The following is a 17,495-nucleotide window of genomic DNA, read 5'->3' as shown; positions in this document are numbered from 1 at the left end:
CCGGTCCGGTCGGCGCGTTACCTCGCCGACATCCCGAGAGGAGGGGCATGCAGGCTCCCGACGAAGCCGAGTTCACGGAGTTCGCGGCGAACTCGATCCGCCGGCTGCGCAGGACGGCGTACCTGATGTGCGGCGACTGGCACCGGGCGGAGGACGCGGCACAGGACGCCCTGGTGAAGGTGTACCGCCGCTGGCACCGGATCGATCGCACGCAGGGCCTGAACGGGTACGCGCACCAGTGCCTGGTGACCGCGGTGTTCGACCAGGCCAGGAAGCCGTGGCGCCGGGAGCGACTCGTCGACAGCGAGGACCAGGCCGGGCCGCTGCCCGACGCGGCCGGCACCGTCGACGACCGGATGCTGGTCGTCCAGGCCCTCGGCGCGCTGCCGCCGAGCCAACGGGCGTGCGTCGTCCTGCGGCACTACGCCGACCTCAGCCTCGAACAGACCGCCGACATCCTCGGCATCGGCACCGGCGGCGTGAAGAGCCAGACCTCCCGCGGCCTCACCCGTCTCCGCGAACTCCTCGACCAGACCGAAAGGAGCGCCTCATGAGTACCGACATCGAGCGTCTGCTGGCTGCTGCCGCCGACGACACCGACCAGCCACTCGGCACCGACGTCGACGACCTGCTGAGCCGGGCCCGGCGCTCCGTCCGGCGGACGCGGATCGCCACGGTTTCCACCGCGGTCCTGACCACCGGCGTCATCATCGCCGGCGTCGCCACCTGGTCCGCGAACCGCTCGGACAGCGAGGGCCCGGCGGGTACGCCGAAGAACCAGACGATCACGATCGACGCCAGGACCGGCGCGGTCGTCGACAACGAGACCGGACGGCAGGCCGCGCCGGTACCGCCGACGAGCCCGTTGTCCGATGCCGACGTGTACCAGCGCTGTGTGCCGTACGACCGCGAGAACGTGACGTTCCTGCAGGAGCACAAGGCCAACGTCTGGGACAAGGCCGGCCCGATCACCCCGCAGTGGAACGTGGTGTACAAGAGCGGCGACCAGTCGGTGCTGTCGGCCGGGTTCCTGTCGCCGGACAAGTCGATCGTCTCCACCTGCACGATGAACGCACCGCAGAAGCCGGTCTCGAACGGACGTCTCAGCACCACCGAGACGATTCCCCGAAGCACCGACGGCCTACCCCAGACAGTCGGGTCCGGCGTCCAGGTCCCGGTCTCCGGCGCCGCGCACGTGCTCGTCGAGACCAACGAGGACACCGTCCTCCGGCAGGCGCTGGTCGGCTCCGACGGGTTCTACACGCTCGGGTACGACGGCTTGTCCCGCGGCGTACACAGCGTCAAGCGAGTGCGCGCGTACGACGCCGACGGCAGGAAGATCTGGCAGTTCGACTACAAGGCGCCCGCGCGGCCGACGCCGCCGTCGGTCCCGTCGAGCGTCACGGTGAAGACCGCCGAACCGGTCACGCCGAGTGTCGTCCTCACCAAGGATCCGCTGACCGGGAAGGCACTTGCTCCCCCGCCGTCGGTCAGTCCGCTGACCGACGAGCAGGTCACCGGCCGGTGCCGCGGCGTCGACGACATCTACTTCACCAACGGCCGCAGCCCGATGGACAGCCGCGTCAAGGCTGCCGGTCCGGTGACGAAGGACTGGCAGGTCGCGCTGAAGACCGGGACGGGCAACAAGCTCACGGCCGTCCTCGTCTCGCCGGACAAGCGCGTCTATGCCTGGTGCCACATGCTGGGCGCGACCGCCAAGGGCGCCTACGACTACAACCGCGGCGCCGTCCAGGCCAACGGGAAGTTCGCGGACTCGTTCGAGTTCGGGATGGTGCCGGACGGCGTCGCACAACTGGTCGTCGACCTGCCGAAGCAGGGCCCGACCCGCGCGCTGATCGCGAACGGCTACTACATCTGGGGCCTCACCGGCGGGAACTCCGGCATCCAGAACGTCCGCATCCGCGGCTACGATGCCCAGGGCAAGCAGATCTACGACGCCACGAAGGACGTCGACGCCGACTTCGACTAGATCCCGTCGATCTGGCGCTTGGGCGGACAGCCGTTGGTCCGGCGGATTGCTTGCCACAGGCAAATGCCGTTCGGGGACCGGCCCTGACACGTCGCTGCCCGTGCCGCGCCCCGCACCGCGCGGCAACTCATGTTGCTGTGGGCAACATCAATCCCGGGCGAATTCTCTGAAAGACGTCTTCGGTCGGCAATCACCGGTGCTTGCGGAACGCCACCGGGCGCTGCTCGAAACCAGCAAAGCCCAGGGATGTGTGGCGTTCTGTCAATATCGAGTCGTTTGCGTTCAGTAATGGCAGGGAAGTTCTGTATGAATAAAGGGGTCACTTAAGCGGTTCTATGCAGTACTCTCTGCAATTGCAGGGGTGCGGAGCTGTATTGGGGGCGCCGAATGGTGAACAATGCCGAGCGGCCAGGGGACCTTGCGGAGACCGGGATCGTGGCGAGGATCGTTGCGATCCTGGTGGCGTTCGGACCACCGGTGGCCGTCAGCGGCTGGTTGTGGTCAAAGGTTCAGCATAATCCGGTGGTCAGCATCATCGTTCTGCTGGGCTATTGGTTCCTGGTCGCGGTCGTACGATTCGTCTTCCGGGTGAGCAGTGAGGTCGGGGATTTGTGGATTCCCCGGACCGCCGCGGTCGTCGACCGGAGGGTGAGTGCGTTCCTGAAAAGCTACCGCGCGCGCTATCTGAACCAACTGCTCGCCGGCGTGCGGGATGTCGAATTGCTCGGCATGGCCACCCAGGGAGAGTTCTCGCTCCAACTCCGGCATGTTTATGTCGACGTCAGCCTGGCGCCGTCGCCGTTGCAGACGGCGACGCACGCGCCATTCGTCGGAGCCGAGACTCCGGCCGGTGAGCGCCGGTCGCTGGACTCGTTCCTGGACAGCCGTCAGCCGCGGGTCTTCGCGGTGATCGGTGGCCCTGGTTCGGGTAAGACGACCCTGCTACGCCGGACGGCGATCACACTGGGACAGCGGCGCCGGCACAAACGCGGGCTGCCGGTGATCCTTTACCTGCGCGACCATGTCCAGGAGATCATCCGCGATCCCGGGGTGTCGATTCCCGAGCTGATCGCGAGCGTTACCTGGTTGAAAGGTACGGTCACGGCTGACTGGTTCGAGCGCGGCCTGACGAAAGGCCGCTGTGTCGTCATGCTGGACGGTTTGGACGAGGTCGCGGTCGAGGAACAGCGGCAGCTGACATCCACGTGGGTACAGGACCAGGTCGCGCGCTATCCGGCGAACCATTTCATCCTGACGTCGCGGCCGCATGGCTATGAATCGAATCCGGTCCGGGGCGCCGACGTACTGCAGGTCCGGCGGTTCACCAGTGACCAGATCTTCAGGTTCGTGCACCGGTGGTACTACGCCATCGAGTGCCGCAGCACCGGCGAGACCGGCGAGCGCACCCGGGCGATCGCGAAGGATCATGCCGCCGATCTCCTCCGCCGGATGCGCCTGCAGCCGGCCCTGTACGACCTGGCGGCCAACCCGATGCTGCTGACGATGATCGCCAACGTCCACAAGTACCGCGGCGCGCTGCCCGGCAGCCGGTCGGCGTTGTACGGCGAGATGTGCGATCTGCTGCTGCACCGGCGGCAGGCGGCCAAGCACCTGTCCGCGGGATCAGGTCTGAAGGCCGAACAGCGGGCCAAGGTGGTGCGCAAGTTGGCGCTGGCGATGATGACCCGCGAGGTTCGCGACGTGACGCGGGAGTCCGCGAGTGGCATCGTCGGGCCGACGCTGGCGAGGATCCCGCGTGCCGCCACGGCCGATGTGTTCCTGGCCGAGCTCACCACGAGTGGTCTGTTCGTCGAACGCGAGGTCGGTCTGTACGCGTTCGCGCATCAGACCCTGCAGGAGTACCTCGCGGCCGCCGAGATCCGTGATCGTCCCGAGGTGAACGCTCTGCCGACGCTGGTCGACAACACCTGGTGGCGCGAGACGATCCTCCTGTGGGCGGCGAACGCGGACGCGTCGCCCGTCATCGAGGCGTGCCTGAGGTCAGGCACGGTCGGGGCACTGGCGCTGGGCTTCGACTGTGCCGACGAAGCGCGCGAGGTCGACGTGGATCTCGTCGAACGCCTCGATGCGATGCTGTACTCGGATCCGCCGGCGTCCGACGTCCCGGCACGCGACGCGCATCGCCGGCTGATGGCCGCGGTTCGCGTGTCGCGATGCCTTCGCCACACCGTGACTCTCAGCAATGGCGCTGTGGCGTGCGCGCAGCCTTTCCCGCGGTCGCTGTATCGCCTGTACGTCGACTTGGCGGGCGATCCGGGCGGTTCGGTTCGCAGACCCGCGAAGGACGACAATGCGGAGGCGGTCGGGGTCTCGGCCGCCGAGGTCGACAAGGTCGTCCTGTGGGTCAACAGTCTGTTCGACGACGGCACCGCCTACCGGCTGCCGGTACGCCGCGAGCTCGCCGATCCGATCACCGGCGTCATCGTCGACCTGACCCGCCGGACCGTGTGGTACGCCGAGGACCCGCTCGCGGTCACGCCGGCGGAAGCGGATCCGCTGCCCGCGGTCCGCACCTGGAAGCGGTACGCCGGACCACGGCTGTTCGTGCCACCAGAGGTCTCGCATCCGTACGTCGCGGGCGCCGACCTGCTCGCGGAGACCATCCGGCGCGATCTGTGCTCCGTCGTCGGTGCACTTCCCTATGTACTGAGCCTTGCTCTCGAGCGGGATCTGGAGCGGGCCCGGACCCAAGACTTCACGGCGACCTTCGACCGGCTCGATCTGTTGAACCACAGCATGACGCCGGCGCTGGTCAAGGACGCGATGCACGTGGATCGGGCGCTGGCGCGGAGTCGTGGCGGAGACCTGTCGCAGGATCGCGACCTGCACCGGCGGCTCGACCGCCTCAGGGATCTGGCTGATGGTTTGGCGGCGGTCAGGGACTTCCCCCTCCCGCCCGTGCTGGTGCGCGAGTTCCGGCGTACCCTGCGTCGGGGGCGCGCCGTCGACGAAGCGATCAGTCAGGCGCTCGACATCATCTTGACGCACTCGCTGATGTCCGATGACGTGTCGATCCTTGTCCGGGAACTGCAGGATCCGGCGACGCTGCCCACCACCGCACCGACGGGGCGAACCGTGGTGCAATGGGCCCCGTCGCGCCTTCGTCGCGACCAGTTCGAGCTCACGGTTGTGGCGCTCAGCGTGCTCCTGTCGCTCTGGGAGCCGCACAAGACCAAATACCGCCACAGCCAGGGGTGGGTGCAGTTCGAGCGGTTCCTCGTCGACCTGTTCTCGGCGCCGAGCGAGATGACGCCGGCCCTTCCCGACGAGGTCGAAGGCATCCTGCGCCGGCTCGAACCGTTGTTGCTCAATGCAACCTGGAGCAGTGGGTCGACTTTCGCGGGAGCCGACTCGGGCCGCGACGAGCGATGCTGGCGGATCCTGGCCCGGCGGATCGTGGTCGTGTCCGCGTCCATGATCGCGACGACAGGCCACCACCCCGGTGCGCCGGACACCAGCAGCCCGGCGATTCGGCTCGGCTTGCTCGCAGCGGCCTGCGTCGCGGACAGATTCACCGACGCCGCGATCGCACAAAGCCTTCGCGGGCTGTACAGCAGCCTCACCTGCCTCGACGCCCGTCTCGACGATCCCAGCCTGCCCTCAGAGGTCCTGCTCCTCATGCGCGCGTGAACCTCGCTCGCACGGGCCGGCCTAGCTGAAGATCTCCCGGTACACCTTCGCGAGCTTGTCCGGGGCGTGGTGCAGGTCGCGGTCGTCGTCGGCGATGTCGGCGATCACCAGCTCGGCCCCGAGGGACTGCGCCGTACGGCGGAGCGACTCGGGGTCGGGCACGTGACCGGTGTCGGCGAGCACGACGTCGATCCGCAGATCGGGCGCGTGCCCGGCCAGCACCTCGAGATGCGTCTCCGGCGAGAACCCGTCGGTCTCCCCTTTCTGCTCGCCCAGGTTGAGCGTGAGCAGCCGGCGGGCGCTGGTCTGCTCGAGACCGCGGCACAGCTCGGGGACCAGCAGGTTCGGGATGACGGAGGTGAACCATGATCCGGGCCCGACCACGACCCAGTCGGCTTCCGCGACGGCCACCAGGGCCTCCGGGCACGCCGGCGGGTCGGCCGGGTCGAGCGCGACGTCGACCACATGCCCCTCGGTCGAGGCCACCTCGGCCTGGCCGCGGATCTCGGTGATCCCCTCCGGATGCGCCGGATCCAGCCCGAGCACCCGGGCCGTGATGTCCAGCGGCACGGCGGACATCGGCAGCACCCGGCCCTGCGCACCGAGCAGCCGGGCCACCCAGTCGAGCCCGTCGACCGCTTCGCCGAGCAGCTCCCACAGCGCGACGATCAGCAGGTTGCCGACCGCGTGGTCGTGCAGCTCACCGTTGCTGCGGAAGCGATGCTGCAGTACGTCGGCCCACGTGCGGCCCCACTCGTCGTCACGGCACAGCGCGGCCAGGGCCATCCGCAGGTCGCCCGGCGGCAGCACCCCGAGCTCCTGGCGCAGCCGGCCCGACGACCCGCCGTTGTCCGCGACGGTGACGACCGCGGTCAGCTGGTCGGTGACATGGCGCAGAGCGGACAGGGAGGCAGCCAAGCCGTGTCCCCCACCCAGTGCGACAACCTTAGGAGCTCGCGTCACTCACGCCCCAGATCCCGGTGCACGACCAACGTCGGTGACCCTCTCTCGCGCAGCCTCCGGGCGATCTCCTCGGCCATCGCGACGCTGCGGTGCTTACCCCCGGTGCAGCCGATCGCGACGGTGACGAAGCGCTTGCCCTCGTTCAGGTAGCCGGTCCGCAGGGTGTCCAGCACGTCCACGTAGTTCTGCAGGAACTGCTGGGCCAGCGGATGGCCGAGCACGAAGTCTGACACAGGCTGGTCCTGCCCGGTCATCGGGCGCAGGTCCGGCTGCCAGTACGGGTTCGGGATGAAGCGCATGTCGGCGACCACGTCGGCGTCCACCGGGATGCCGTACTTGAACCCGAACGACACCACGGTCGCCCGGAGCTCGGCGTTCTCCTCGTCGCCGAAGGCGTTCACGATCTTGGCGGCGAGCTGGTGGATGTTCAGGCTCGAGGTGTCGATCACCAGGTCGGCGCCGGCCCGGATGTCACCGAGCAGTTCGCGCTCGCGCTGGATACCGTCCAGCAGCCGGCCCTCGCCCTGCAGCGGGTGCGGCCGGCGGACGCCCTCCTGCCGGCGCACGATCACGTCGTCGGACGCCTCCAGGAACAGCGTCAGCGGCCGGTAGCCCTTCAGCCGCAGGTCGTGGATCGCCGAGCTCAGCTCGCTGAAGAACAGGCCGGTCCGGACGTCGACGACGACCGCGAGCCGCGGCGCCGCGCCGGTCCCGACGACCTGCTCGACGATGGTGGTCAGGAACATCGGCGGCAGGTTGTCCACCACGAACCAGCCGAGGTCCTCCAGTACGTCGGCGACCGAACTCCGTCCCGCGCCCGACATCCCGGACACGATGATCAGGTTGCCGCCCGTGTCGTCCATCAGTTCTCAGTTCTCCCTGGATCCCCGTCGGGCGCCCCGGCCGGCGCCGGGACGTCGTCGCCCAGTATCTCGCCCGTGGCCGTGTTCACCGACGGCGCCCGGCCGGTTTCCGCCTTCGTTGCAGCAGCGTTAACCGCCAGTACGACGGACTCGGCGAGCCGCGGCCCGAATCCGGGCAGGTCCGCGACCTCGTCGACCGTGGCGGCGCGCAACTTCTTCAACGAGCCGAAGTTCCGCAGCAGCGTCTTGCGCCGCACCTCGCCCAGGCCCGGCACCTCGTCGAGGGTGCTCTCGACCATCGACTTCGACCGGCGGTTGCGGTGGTGCGTGATCGCGAAGCGGTGCGCCTCGTCCCGGAGCCGCTGCAGCAGGTACAGGCCCTCCGACGTACGGGAGAAGATGACCGGGTCCTCCTCGTCCGGCACCCACACCTCTTCCAGCCGCTTGGCCAGGCCGACGACCGGGATGTCACCGACCCCGATCTCGTCCATCGCCTGCCGCGCTGCCGCCACCTGGGGCGGACCGCCGTCGACGACGACGAGCCCGGGCGCATACGCGAACTTCTTCGCCCGGCCGGTCTCCGGATCGACGAGCGCCGCGTTCGGATCCTCGTCCTCGGTGATGGCCGCGCGTTCGTCGAGGAGGCGCTTGAAGCGGCGGGTCAGGACCTCGGCGATCGAGGCCACGTCGTTCTGCCCCTCGACGCCCTTGATCACGAACCGCCGGTACTCGCTCTTGCGCGGCAGGCCGTCCTCGAACACCACCATCGAGGCGACCACCTCGGTGCCCTGCAGGTTCGAGACGTCGTAGCACTCCAGCCGCAGCGGCGCCTCGGGCAGGTCGAGCGCCGCCTGGATCTCCTCCAGCGCCTGGTTGCGGGTGGTCAGGTCGCTGGCGCGCTTGGTCTTGTGCATGGTCAGCGTCTGCAACGCGTTGCGCTCGACCGTCTCCATCAGGGCCTTCTTGTCGCCGCGCTGCGGGACCCGGATCGACACCCGGGCGCCGCGCAACTCCTCCAGCCAGGCGGTCAGCGCATCCGCGTCGTCCGGCATCGTTGGAACCAGGATCTCCCGCGGGATCGCGTCCCCCGAGTCGCCGGCGTACGTCTGCTGGATGAACTGCGAGACCAGGTCGGCGGTGGTCGCCGTACCGTCCGCCTTGTCGGCGATCCAGCCGCGCTCACCGCGGATCCGCCCGCCGCGGACGTAGAAGATCTGCACCGCGACCTCGAGCGGGTCCTCGCTGAGCGCGATCACGTCGGTGTCGGTGCCGTCGCCGAGGACCACCGCGTTCTTCGCCAGCGCCTTCTCCAGCGCGGCGAGGTCGTCGCGGATCTTCGCGGCCCGCTCGTACTCCAGCTCGGCGGCCGCGGCCTGCATCTCCTTCTGCAGCCTGCGCACGTACGTCGCGGTCTGGCCGGAGAGGAACGCGGCGAAGTCGTCGACGATCTGCCGGTGCTCCTCCTGGGTCACCTGGCCGGTGCACGGCGCGGCGCATTTGCCGATGTACCCGAGCAGGCAGGGCCGGCCGATCTGGCGGTGCCGGTTGAACACGCCCTTGCTGCACGAGCGCATCGGGAACACCCGGAGCAGCAGGTCGACGGTCTCCCGGATCGCCCACGCATGGCTGTACGGACCGAAGTACCGCACGCCCTTCTTCTTCTGGCCGCGGCCGACCATCACCCGCGGATACTCCTCGTTGAGGGTGATCGCGAGCCACGGGTACGACTTGTCGTCGCGGTACTTCACGTTGAAGCGCGGGTCGTACTCCTTGATCCACGAGTACTCCAGCTGCAGCGACTCGACCTCGCTGGCGACCACCGTCCACTCGACCTTCGAGGCCGTCGTCACCATCGCCTGGGTGCGCGGGTGCAGGTTCACCAGATCCTGGAAATACGACGACAGCCGGGCCCGCAGGTTCTTCGCCTTGCCGACGTAGATCACCCGCCCGGCGGAGTCGCTGAAGCGGTAGACGCCAGGCGAGTCGGGGATCGATCCCGGAGCGGGACGGTAGGAGGACGGATCAGCCACCCAACCACCCTAGTTCGGCGGGCCGACAAATCCGGAATCGCGGCAAAGTTTCTATTGCTGGTTCAATGACAGACTTGAACCTATGAAGCTCGACGAACTCGATCGGACGATCCGCGCGTACGACGGTGTCCGGGTGCTCGAGGCCCAGGACGACCTGTTCTACCTGTACGACCCGGCCGGCGACCTGCCGGCGGAGCGGCAGCAGCCGTTCGCCACCGTGGTGACCGGCGACCACTACGAGAAAGTGTCCCAGCTCGACCGGCCGGGGTCCTGGCGGCTCAACCTCGGCCTCACGAAGACGACGTACACCGGCCTGTTCGGTCCGGTCCCGACCGAGCGTGACGCCGACTGGGTGTTCGACTCCGGCCACGACTACGCCGCCCGCGACGTGCTGATGCCGCATCCGTTCTATGCCGGTCAGCACTGGGTGGCGATCGTCGACCCGACCGGTCTGGACCAGCTGCTGCCGTTGATCGACGAGGCGTACCGGTTCGCGGCGCGCAAGTATTCCAACCACCAGGCCAGGCAAACCGGCTGAAGATTGCGGTCGTATTGCGGGTTGGCCCATAAGGCTGAGTTGACCCCCGACTGGGATGGGCGCGCTCTCTACCGTGTGAACCAGGGTAGATGTGCAGGTCCTTTGCGTGAGGCAACAAGGCCTTGCGCTGACTCGAGGGAGTTCCGCCCATGTCCCCCAAGAATGGACACCGCCTTCGGAGGCCGCGCGCCCTACTCGGTGCCGTCGCCGCGTCCGCGCTCGCCGTCACCGGGATCGCCGCCACAGCGGCCGGTAGTGACGCGTCGCAAACCGCTCCGGTGAAGATCCGCGGCGCCGGCAGCGCGAACGCCGTCCCCGGCAGCTACATCGTCGTCCTGGCCGGCCAGAACTCGCGGGCCCAGACCCGGGCCGCGACGCAGAGCCTGGCCACGAGCTACGACGTCAAGGTGAACAAGCAGTTCGACTCGTCGATCAAGGGCTTCTCGGCCGGCATGACCGAGGAGCAGGCGAAGAAGCTCGCCGGCGACAAGCGGGTCGCGTTCGTCCAGCAGAACCAGAAGATCACCGTGAGCCAGGACGACCCGCCGTGGGGCCTGGACCGCGCCGACCAGCGGGACCTGCCGCTGGACAAGAAGTACGAGGCGTCCACCACCGCCGAGAACGTGAACGTCTACGTGATCGACACCGGGATCTACGCCGCCCACAAGGACTTCGGCGACCGCGCGTCGGTCGGCACCGACACCGTCGGCGACGGCCAGAACGGCGTCGACTGCATGGGGCACGGCAGCCACGTGGCCGGCACCATCGCGGGCACGACGTACGGCCTGGCCAAGGGCGCGAAGGTGGTCGGCGTCCGCGTTCTCGACTGCCAGGGCTCCGGCTCGACCGAGTCCGTGGTGGCCGGCATCGACTGGGTGACCAAGAACGCCAAGAAGCCCGCGGTCGCGAACATGAGCCTCGGCGGCGGCGCCGACGACGCGCTGGACGCGGCGGTCAAGGCTTCGGTCGACTCCGGCGTCACCTACGCCGTTGCGGCCGGCAACGAAAGCGCGGACGCCTGCCAGGGCTCGCCGTCCCGGGAGCCGTCGGCGATCACCGTCGGTGCGACCGACGACCAGGACAAGCGCGCGGAGTTCTCGAACTTCGGCAAGTGCGTCGACCTGTTCGCGCCGGGCGTCGACATCACCTCGGTCGGCATCACCGACCCGGACTCGACCGCCAAGATGAGCGGTACGTCGATGGCCACGCCGCACGTCGCGGGCGGGGTCGCGCTCTACCTGGCCGACCACCCGGACGCCACCCCGGCCGACGTCGCCAAGGCGCTCGTCGACGGATCCACGGCCGACAAGGTCGGCGACCCGGGCGAGGGCTCGCCGAACAAGCTGCTGTACGTCGGGGCTGCCGACCAGTCCTGATCACCTGACCGAAGGCCCGGCCACCGGATTCCTCACCACGGTGACCGGGCCTTCGTCCGTCCGGATCAGGCCTGGACGATGTTGCTGCCCTCGACCTTCACGTTCACGGCCGGCAGCGCCGACTGCGCCGGACCGCTGACCGGGCTGCCGTCGGTGATGCTGAAATGGCTGTTGTGGAACGGGCAGACGATCTGTCCGCCCTCCACCGAGCCGATCGGGTTGCCCTGATGCGTGCACACCGCGGAGAAGCCCTTGAACTGTCCCGCGGTCGGCTGCGTCACCACGACCTTCGCGTCCTTGAACACGGCGCCGCCACCGACCGGTACGTCGGCCGCCGGGCCGAGCACCGCACCGCCGCCGGCCGGCGCGCTCGACGACGGCGCGCTGCTGCTCGGGGTCGAGCTGGTGCCCGGCGCCGAGCTCGAGCCGCTCGCGGACGGCGACGTACCGCCGCCTCCGGACGCGTCGTCGCTGCCACCGCAGGCCGCGAGGATCGGCGCGCCGGCACCCACCAGCGCGGCCATCGCCGCGCACCGCAGCACCGTCCGGCGATCACGCAGCTCGCCGCCGTCCGCGGGTGTCGCCGGTGCCATCGTGTCATCGCTCATAGATCTGGACCTCCAGGAGCCTGCTGGTCGAAGTGGTTGAACGCTATATACCGACTCAAACGACCGGATCACCCGAACGGTTCAACCCGGTGCGGATTGAACCGCAGTTTGAGGGTTTCCTGTGAATCAGCTGGCAGCGGCGGTCGCGATCCCGACGACACGGGCCGCGAGTTCCAGGACGGCGCGGCGGGTGCCGGCGTCCAGCTCGCTCGAGTGCAGCGGCCAGGCGCCGGCGATGTGCGCGTCGTACGGCAGGATCACCGGCTCCAGTCCCCGCTGCCGGAAGGCGTCGCGGAGCCAGCGGGTGGTGTCCTGGTCGACGTCGCCGACCTGGGTGATCACGATGACGCCACGGTTGAGCAGTAGGTCCTGGCCAGCCGGGGGTAGCTGGTCGAGTTGTTGCAGGCAGTAGTTCGCGACGTGCTGGATGGCCGGTACGACCAGAACCGTGCAGTGTGCGGTGTTCGCGACCTCGGTCGAGATCTCGTCGAACATGGTGCCCGGACAGTCCACGACCGTCACCCCGACGTCGCGCGCCCCCTCACTCTGCACGGCGGCAAGCGTCGCCCGAAGCGCTTCGACCGTCGGGTCGCTCCGAACCAGCCCGACGCCCTCGATCGCTCCAGCCCCGAGCGTCAACTCAAGCCGCCGCGACAACTCGGCCCCGCCCGGATCGACATCCACTGCCACCACCCGGTCTGCGCGCAGGTTGCCAAGCATCGTCGCCAGCAGCGCGGTCACGGTCGACGTACCGCCGTTCGTCACCGGGCTGGTCACCCCGACCCGCCGCGTAATCGCAATCGCCCGCCGACAGGCAGCAATCAACTCAACTTCCTCCTGCAGCCGCCCCGCCCCACCAATCAAAGACGCCGCCCCCGACGCCACCCGCCGAACCCGCTCAAACACCGACTCCCCCGAGCCCTCCCGCCCCCACGGCTGCTGATACCCCGGCGCCCCGCCGTACTGCTGAGGCCCTTCGGCCAGACGGTCATACCCCCGGGCCTGCCCAGTCACCCCCTGCGCATGGGCCTGACCGGCTTGCGGGTGGTGGTGCGTTGGCGGTGGTTGGTTCGGGGGTGTGGGCTCGGGGTTGCGTGGAGGATGGTGTGGCTGCTGAGGTTCCTCGGGTGACGCCTCTTCTGCCGCCATCCTGCGCAGCATGTCCCCCTGCCAGTCAGATTCAGTCACTCGGGTCACTCCGGCCTGCACGGAACGCGGGGGCGCTTGGCGCGCACCTGATCGCTGCCCGGCACACTTTAGTGGTGGGAGAGGCCGGGAGATGACAGGAACGACGAGCGACTCGACGGTGCTGAAGGCGATCGCGGACCTCGCACCGCTCTGGATGCCGGGGTGTGTCGTCGACACCGCCGACCGGACCGTGGAGGTCGGCTGGGGACGCGGCGCGCTGCAGATGTCCGCCGTCGTCGGCCTCGGCGAGATCATCGACCGGTGCCGTCAACTGCCGCAGCAACTCTGGGCCGACCAGATCGAGGCCTGGCTGCGCGCGGTCGTCGCGGAAGGCGAACTCGCCACCGAGGAACACCGCTTCGGCGACGTCGCCGTACGCCAGCGCGCAATGCTCCTCCAACGCGGCTGGTCCGCGCGGACGTCCGGTCCGGTGGCGGACGCGCTGATCCCGTTCGGTGACCACTTCGAGGTCGTGGTGTTCATCGGCACCGGCGCGGACTACCGGCGGCTGACCGTCGTACGCCAATCCATGCTCGGCCTCGGCGACCCCGACGTCCCGTCGCCGGTGCAGCTGACGCTCGAACACATCTCGGATCTCCGTCCGATCGAGCACGACGGCTTCTCGGTACTCACCCGCGAGGACGACCCGCTGGTCTCGATGGCCATCGTCGACCGCGAGAACCTGCTGCCCGCGGTCGCGATCGGCCTGGGCGTACTCGTCGGCGTACCGCGGCTGAGCACGGTCGCCTTCTGCCCCGCCGACGCCGGCCAACAGACGGCGGACCGCTTGGCGCAGTACGTCGCCGACACCTACCGCGACGCGCCGGACCAGTGCAGCCCCGACCTGTACTGGCTCCAGGGCGACCGCATGGTCCAGGTCCCCGTCACCCTCGCAAAACCACCCACAGTCATGCTGCCCGCAGCCCTACTCCCATCCCCCCGCAGAACCTGGCTCCGCCACCTCTGGCACCAGCTCTTCCGCCGCTAACCATCCCCATCAGCCCCCGAGAGCGCCGACCAGCCAGCCGCCGGTCCTGTGGTTGGTGAACTGCTGGCGGACGCCCGCCGCGGCCGGATCACCTGTAAGCAAGTCGACCGGGCCGCCCCATCTGGTCGGGCGGCCGGGTCGGCTGTAGGTCGGGGTGCGGGTGGCTGTGGTTAGCCGGCTACTCGCTTGCGGGTGGCGGTTGTCTTCTTGGCCGGGGCCTTCTTGGCTGCCGCCTTCTTCGCGGTGGTGGCCTTCTTGGCGGGTGCCTTCTTGGCTGCGGGCCTCTTGGCTGCGGCCTTCTTGGCGCTTGGCTTGGCGGCTCGGCCTTCCAGGATCTCGGCCAGGAACTGGCCGGTGTAGGAGGCGGGGTTGGCCGCTACCTGCTCCGGAGTGCCCTCGGCGACCAGAGTGCCGCCGCGGCGGCCGCCGTCGGGGCCCAGGTCGATCAGCCAGTCGGCGGTCTTGATGACGTCGAGGTTGTGCTCGATGACCAGCACCGAGTTGCCCTTGTCAACGAGGCCGCTGAGCACGCCGAGGAGCTTGCGGATGTCCTCGAAGTGCAGACCGGTGGTCGGCTCGTCGAGCACGTACACCGTCCGGCCCGTCGATCGCCGCTGCAGCTCGGACGCCAGCTTCACCCGCTGCGCCTCACCGCCGGACAGCGTCGGCGCCGGCTGGCCGAGTCGGACATACCCGAGGCCGACCTCGACGAGGGTCTTCAGGTGCCGCGAGATCGCCGGGATCGCGGCGAAGAACTCGGACGCCTCCTCGATCGGCATGTCCAGCACGTCCGCGACCGTCTTGCCCTTGTAGTGCACCTCGAGCGTCTCGCGGTTGTACCGCGCGCCGTGGCAGACCTCGCACGGGACATACACATCCGGCAGGAAGTTCATCTCGATCTTCAGCGTGCCGTCACCGGAGCACGCCTCGCAGCGGCCGCCCTTGACGTTGAACGAGAAGCGGCCCTGCTGGTACCCGCGGACCTTCGCCTCCGGCGTCTCCGCGAACAGCTTGCGGACGTGGTCCCAGACCCCCGTGTACGTCGCCGGGTTGGAGCGCGGCGTGCGGCCGATCGGCGACTGGTCGACGTGGATGACCTTGTCGACCAGCTCCATCCCGGAGATCTTCGTGTGCCGGCCGGGCACCGCCCGGGCGCCGTAGATCTGCCGGGCCAGCGACGTGTACAGGATGTCGTTCACCAGCGTCGACTTGCCCGAGCCGGACACCCCCGTGACCGCGACGAACACCCCGAGCGGGATGGTCACGTCGAGGTCCTTGAGGTTGTTCTGCCGGGCGCCGTAGACGGTCAGCTCGCGGCCCTCGGTGAGCGGCCGCCGGACCTCCGGGATCGGGATCTCCCGACGCCCGGACACATAGGCGCCGGTGATCGAGTCCGGGTGGTTGCGCAGGTCCTCGACCGTGCCGGACACGACGACCTGACCGCCGTGCTCACCGGCGCCCGGGCCGATGTCGACGACCCAGTCCGCGTGGTCGATGGTGTCCTCGTCGTGCTCGACGACGATCAGCGTGTTGCCGAGCTCCTTCAGCCGGACCAGCGTGTCGATCAGCCGCCGGTTGTCCCGCTGGTGCAGGCCGATCGACGGCTCGTCCAGCACATACAGCACGCCGACCAGGCCGGAGCCGATCTGGGTGGCCAGCCGGATCCGCTGCGCCTCACCGCCGGACAGCGAACCCGCCGGCCGGCTGAGCGCGAGGTAGTCCAGGCCGACGTCGAGCAGGAACCGCAGCCGCTCGCCGATCTCCTTGACCACCCGCTCGGCGATCTGCTTCTCCCGCGGTGACAGCTCCATCTGCGACAGGAAGCCGTGCACCTCGTCGATCGACATCGCGCTGATCTCGGCGATGTTCTTCCCGCCGAGCGTGACCGCGAGCGAGATCGGCTTCAGCCGCGCGCCGTTGCAGGCCAGGCACGGCACCTCGCGCATGTACTCCTCGAAGCGCTCGCGCCCGGTGTCGCTGGACGCCTCCGCGTGCCGGCGCTCGACATACGGGATGACGCCCTCGAAGCTCGTGTAGTACGACCGCTCGCGGCCGTAGCGGTTCTGGTACGAGACGTGGACCTGCTTGTCGTGGCCGGTGAGCAGCGCCTTCTTCGCCTTCGCCGGCAGCTCGCCGAACGGTGTGCTGGTCTTGAACTTCAGGTCCTTCGCCAGCGCGTCCAGCAGACGCTCGAAGTACTGCGAGACGTTCTGCCCCGCCCAGGGCTGGATCGCGCCCTCGTCGAGCGACTTGGACGGGTCCGGCACCAGCAGCTCCGGGTCGACCTCCATCCGGGTCCCCAGGCCGGTGCAGACCGGGCACGCGCCGTACGGCGAGTTGAACGAGAAGGAGCGCGGCTCGAGCTCGTCGATCGCGAGCGGGTGATCGTTCGGGCAGGCGAGCTTCTCGGAGAACCGGCGCTCGCGGTGCGGGTCGTTGTCCGGCAGGTCGACGAAGTCGAGCACCACCAGGCCGCCGGCCAGGCCGAGCGCGGTCTCGACCGAATCGGTCAGCCGCTGCTTCGCGGACTCCTTGACCGCGAGCCGGTCGACGACCACGTCGATGCTGTGCTTCTTCTGCTTCTCCAGCTTCGGCGGGTCGGTGAGCTGGATGATCTCGCCGTCGACCCGGGCCCGGGAGAACCCCTGACCGGTCAGCTGCCGGAAGAGGTCGACATACTCCCCCTTGCGGCTGCGGACGACCGGCGCGAGCACCTGGAACCGGGTGCCCTCCTCCAGCTCGAGCACCCGGTCGACGATCTGCTGCGGCGTCTGGCGCGCGATCGGCTCGCCGCACTCCGGGCAGTGCGGGCGGCCGGCCCGCGCGAACAGCAGACGGAGGTAGTCGTACACCTCGGTGATCGTGCCGACCGTGGAGCGCGGGTTCCGCGAGGTGGACTTCTGGTCGATCGAGACGGCCGGCGACAGGCCCTCGATGAAGTCGACGTCCGGTTTGTCCATCTGGCCGAGGAACTGCCGGGCGTACGCCGAGAGGGACTCGACATACCGCCGCTGGCCCTCGGCGAAGATCGTGTCGAAGGCCAGACTGGACTTCCCGGACCCGGACAGGCCCGTGAAGACGATCATGGCGTCCCGCGGCAGGTCGACCGAGACGTCCTTCAGGTTGTGCTCACGCGCTCCGCGCACGATCAGACGGTCAGACACAAGCTCACTCTCAGCCGTTCTCGAGGGGTCCAGATGGTATGCCCGGCCATGCTAACGAGGCCCACCGACAAAAACTTCCGCCGCCGGATCCGGCGGCCGCTTCGAAAGTATATTCGATCGCGGACCGTGCTCGATG

The 17,495-nt window shown here is 68.9% G+C and carries 12 protein-coding genes; 6 read left to right on the top strand and 6 right to left on the bottom strand.

Going from position 1 to position 17,495, the window contains the following annotated elements; all coding sequences use genetic code 11:
* The first annotated feature begins 47 nt into the window (after positions 1 to 47).
* The 3 genes from ABZW60_RS25360 (at position 48) to ABZW60_RS25350 (ending at position 5,641) form a co-directional block, all read left to right on the top strand.
* A complete protein-coding gene (locus ABZW60_RS25360; RefSeq protein WP_355480762.1) occupies positions 48 to 554 on the top strand; it encodes a SigE family RNA polymerase sigma factor in 507 nt (168 codons plus the stop codon).
* Positions 551 to 1,990: a hypothetical protein gene (locus ABZW60_RS25355; protein ID WP_355480760.1), complete on the top strand. Its 1,440-nt coding sequence runs from the start codon at positions 551 to 553 to the stop codon at positions 1,988 to 1,990. Before ABZW60_RS25360 ends, ABZW60_RS25355 begins: the two co-directional genes overlap by 4 nt.
* Positions 1,991 to 2,512: 522 nt before the next feature.
* Complete coding sequence (locus ABZW60_RS25350) at positions 2,513 to 5,641, top strand: NACHT domain-containing protein (protein WP_355480758.1); 3,129 nt, start codon at positions 2,513 to 2,515, stop codon at positions 5,639 to 5,641.
* A 21-nt stretch (positions 5,642 to 5,662) separates the two neighbouring features.
* Here the strand turns inward: ABZW60_RS25350 and yvcK are convergent, their stop codons facing one another.
* The 3 genes from yvcK to uvrC are packed head-to-tail and all read right to left on the bottom strand — an operon-like array spanning position 5,663 to position 9,497.
* On the bottom strand, positions 5,663 to 6,604 hold the full coding sequence (gene yvcK, locus ABZW60_RS25345) for a uridine diphosphate-N-acetylglucosamine-binding protein YvcK (RefSeq protein WP_355480756.1): 942 nt from the start codon (positions 6,602 to 6,604) through the stop codon (positions 5,663 to 5,665).
* Positions 6,601 to 7,467 (bottom strand): RNase adapter RapZ, encoded by an 867-nt coding sequence (gene rapZ, locus ABZW60_RS25340; protein ID WP_355480754.1) that lies wholly within the window; start codon positions 7,465 to 7,467, stop codon positions 6,601 to 6,603. Before rapZ ends, yvcK begins: the two co-directional genes overlap by 4 nt.
* Positions 7,467 to 9,497, bottom strand: a complete 2,031-nt coding sequence (gene uvrC / locus ABZW60_RS25335; protein WP_355480752.1) for an excinuclease ABC subunit UvrC — start codon at positions 9,495 to 9,497, stop codon at positions 7,467 to 7,469. Before uvrC ends, rapZ begins: the two co-directional genes overlap by 1 nt.
* A gap of 82 nt (positions 9,498 to 9,579) precedes the next feature.
* Here uvrC and ABZW60_RS25330 point away from each other — a divergent pair, with 82 nt between their 5' ends.
* The gene (locus ABZW60_RS25330; protein WP_355480750.1) at positions 9,580 to 10,035 is read left to right on the top strand and encodes a DUF6194 family protein; all 456 of its coding nucleotides are present in this window, start codon (positions 9,580 to 9,582) and stop codon (positions 10,033 to 10,035) included.
* Between the two features lie 149 nt (positions 10,036 to 10,184).
* Positions 10,185 to 11,411: a S8 family peptidase gene (locus ABZW60_RS25325; protein WP_355480748.1), complete on the top strand. Its 1,227-nt coding sequence runs from the start codon at positions 10,185 to 10,187 to the stop codon at positions 11,409 to 11,411.
* Between the two features lie 65 nt (positions 11,412 to 11,476).
* Here ABZW60_RS25325 and ABZW60_RS25320 read toward each other — a convergent pair whose 3' ends face one another.
* Entirely contained in the window at positions 11,477 to 12,019 is a 543-nt protein-coding gene (locus tag ABZW60_RS25320) for a Rieske (2Fe-2S) protein (protein ID WP_355480746.1), read from the bottom strand.
* Between the two features lie 126 nt (positions 12,020 to 12,145).
* The gene (locus ABZW60_RS25315; RefSeq protein WP_355480744.1) at positions 12,146 to 12,796 is read right to left on the bottom strand and encodes a hypothetical protein; all 651 of its coding nucleotides are present in this window, start codon (positions 12,794 to 12,796) and stop codon (positions 12,146 to 12,148) included.
* Positions 12,797 to 13,298: 502 nt separating this feature from the next.
* On the opposite strand from ABZW60_RS25315, the gene ABZW60_RS25310 reads away from it, so the two are divergent.
* On the top strand, positions 13,299 to 14,195 hold the full coding sequence (locus ABZW60_RS25310) for a hypothetical protein (RefSeq protein ID WP_355480742.1): 897 nt from the start codon (positions 13,299 to 13,301) through the stop codon (positions 14,193 to 14,195).
* 170 nt (positions 14,196 to 14,365) lie between these two features.
* On the opposite strand, the gene uvrA is transcribed toward ABZW60_RS25310, so the two are convergent.
* Positions 14,366 to 17,359, bottom strand: a complete 2,994-nt coding sequence (gene uvrA / locus ABZW60_RS25305; RefSeq protein ID WP_355480740.1) for an excinuclease ABC subunit UvrA — start codon at positions 17,357 to 17,359, stop codon at positions 14,366 to 14,368.
* Positions 17,360 to 17,495: the final 136 nt, after the last annotated feature.

The organism is Kribbella sp. NPDC003557 (assembly GCF_040610805.1).
Classification (GTDB): domain Bacteria; phylum Actinomycetota; class Actinomycetes; order Propionibacteriales; family Kribbellaceae; genus Kribbella.
This window is presented reverse-complemented; position numbering and strand designations above follow the sequence as displayed.

What these genes read in the sequence shown, in the direction of transcription:
- rapZ (WP_355480754.1), bottom strand. Translation starts at nt 7,467, where the DNA reads ATGGACGACACGGGCGGCAACCTGATCATCGTGTCCGGGATGTCGGGC.
- ABZW60_RS25360 (WP_355480762.1), top strand. Translation starts at nt 48, where the DNA reads ATGCAGGCTCCCGACGAAGCCGAGTTCACGGAGTTCGCGGCGAACTCG.
- ABZW60_RS25355 (WP_355480760.1), top strand. Translation starts at nt 551, where the DNA reads ATGAGTACCGACATCGAGCGTCTGCTGGCTGCTGCCGCCGACGACACC.
- ABZW60_RS25320 (WP_355480746.1), bottom strand. Translation starts at nt 12,019, where the DNA reads ATGAGCGATGACACGATGGCACCGGCGACACCCGCGGACGGCGGCGAG.
- ABZW60_RS25330 (WP_355480750.1), top strand. Translation starts at nt 9,580, where the DNA reads ATGAAGCTCGACGAACTCGATCGGACGATCCGCGCGTACGACGGTGTC.
- ABZW60_RS25325 (WP_355480748.1), top strand. Translation starts at nt 10,185, where the DNA reads ATGTCCCCCAAGAATGGACACCGCCTTCGGAGGCCGCGCGCCCTACTC.
- ABZW60_RS25310 (WP_355480742.1), top strand. Translation starts at nt 13,299, where the DNA reads ATGACAGGAACGACGAGCGACTCGACGGTGCTGAAGGCGATCGCGGAC.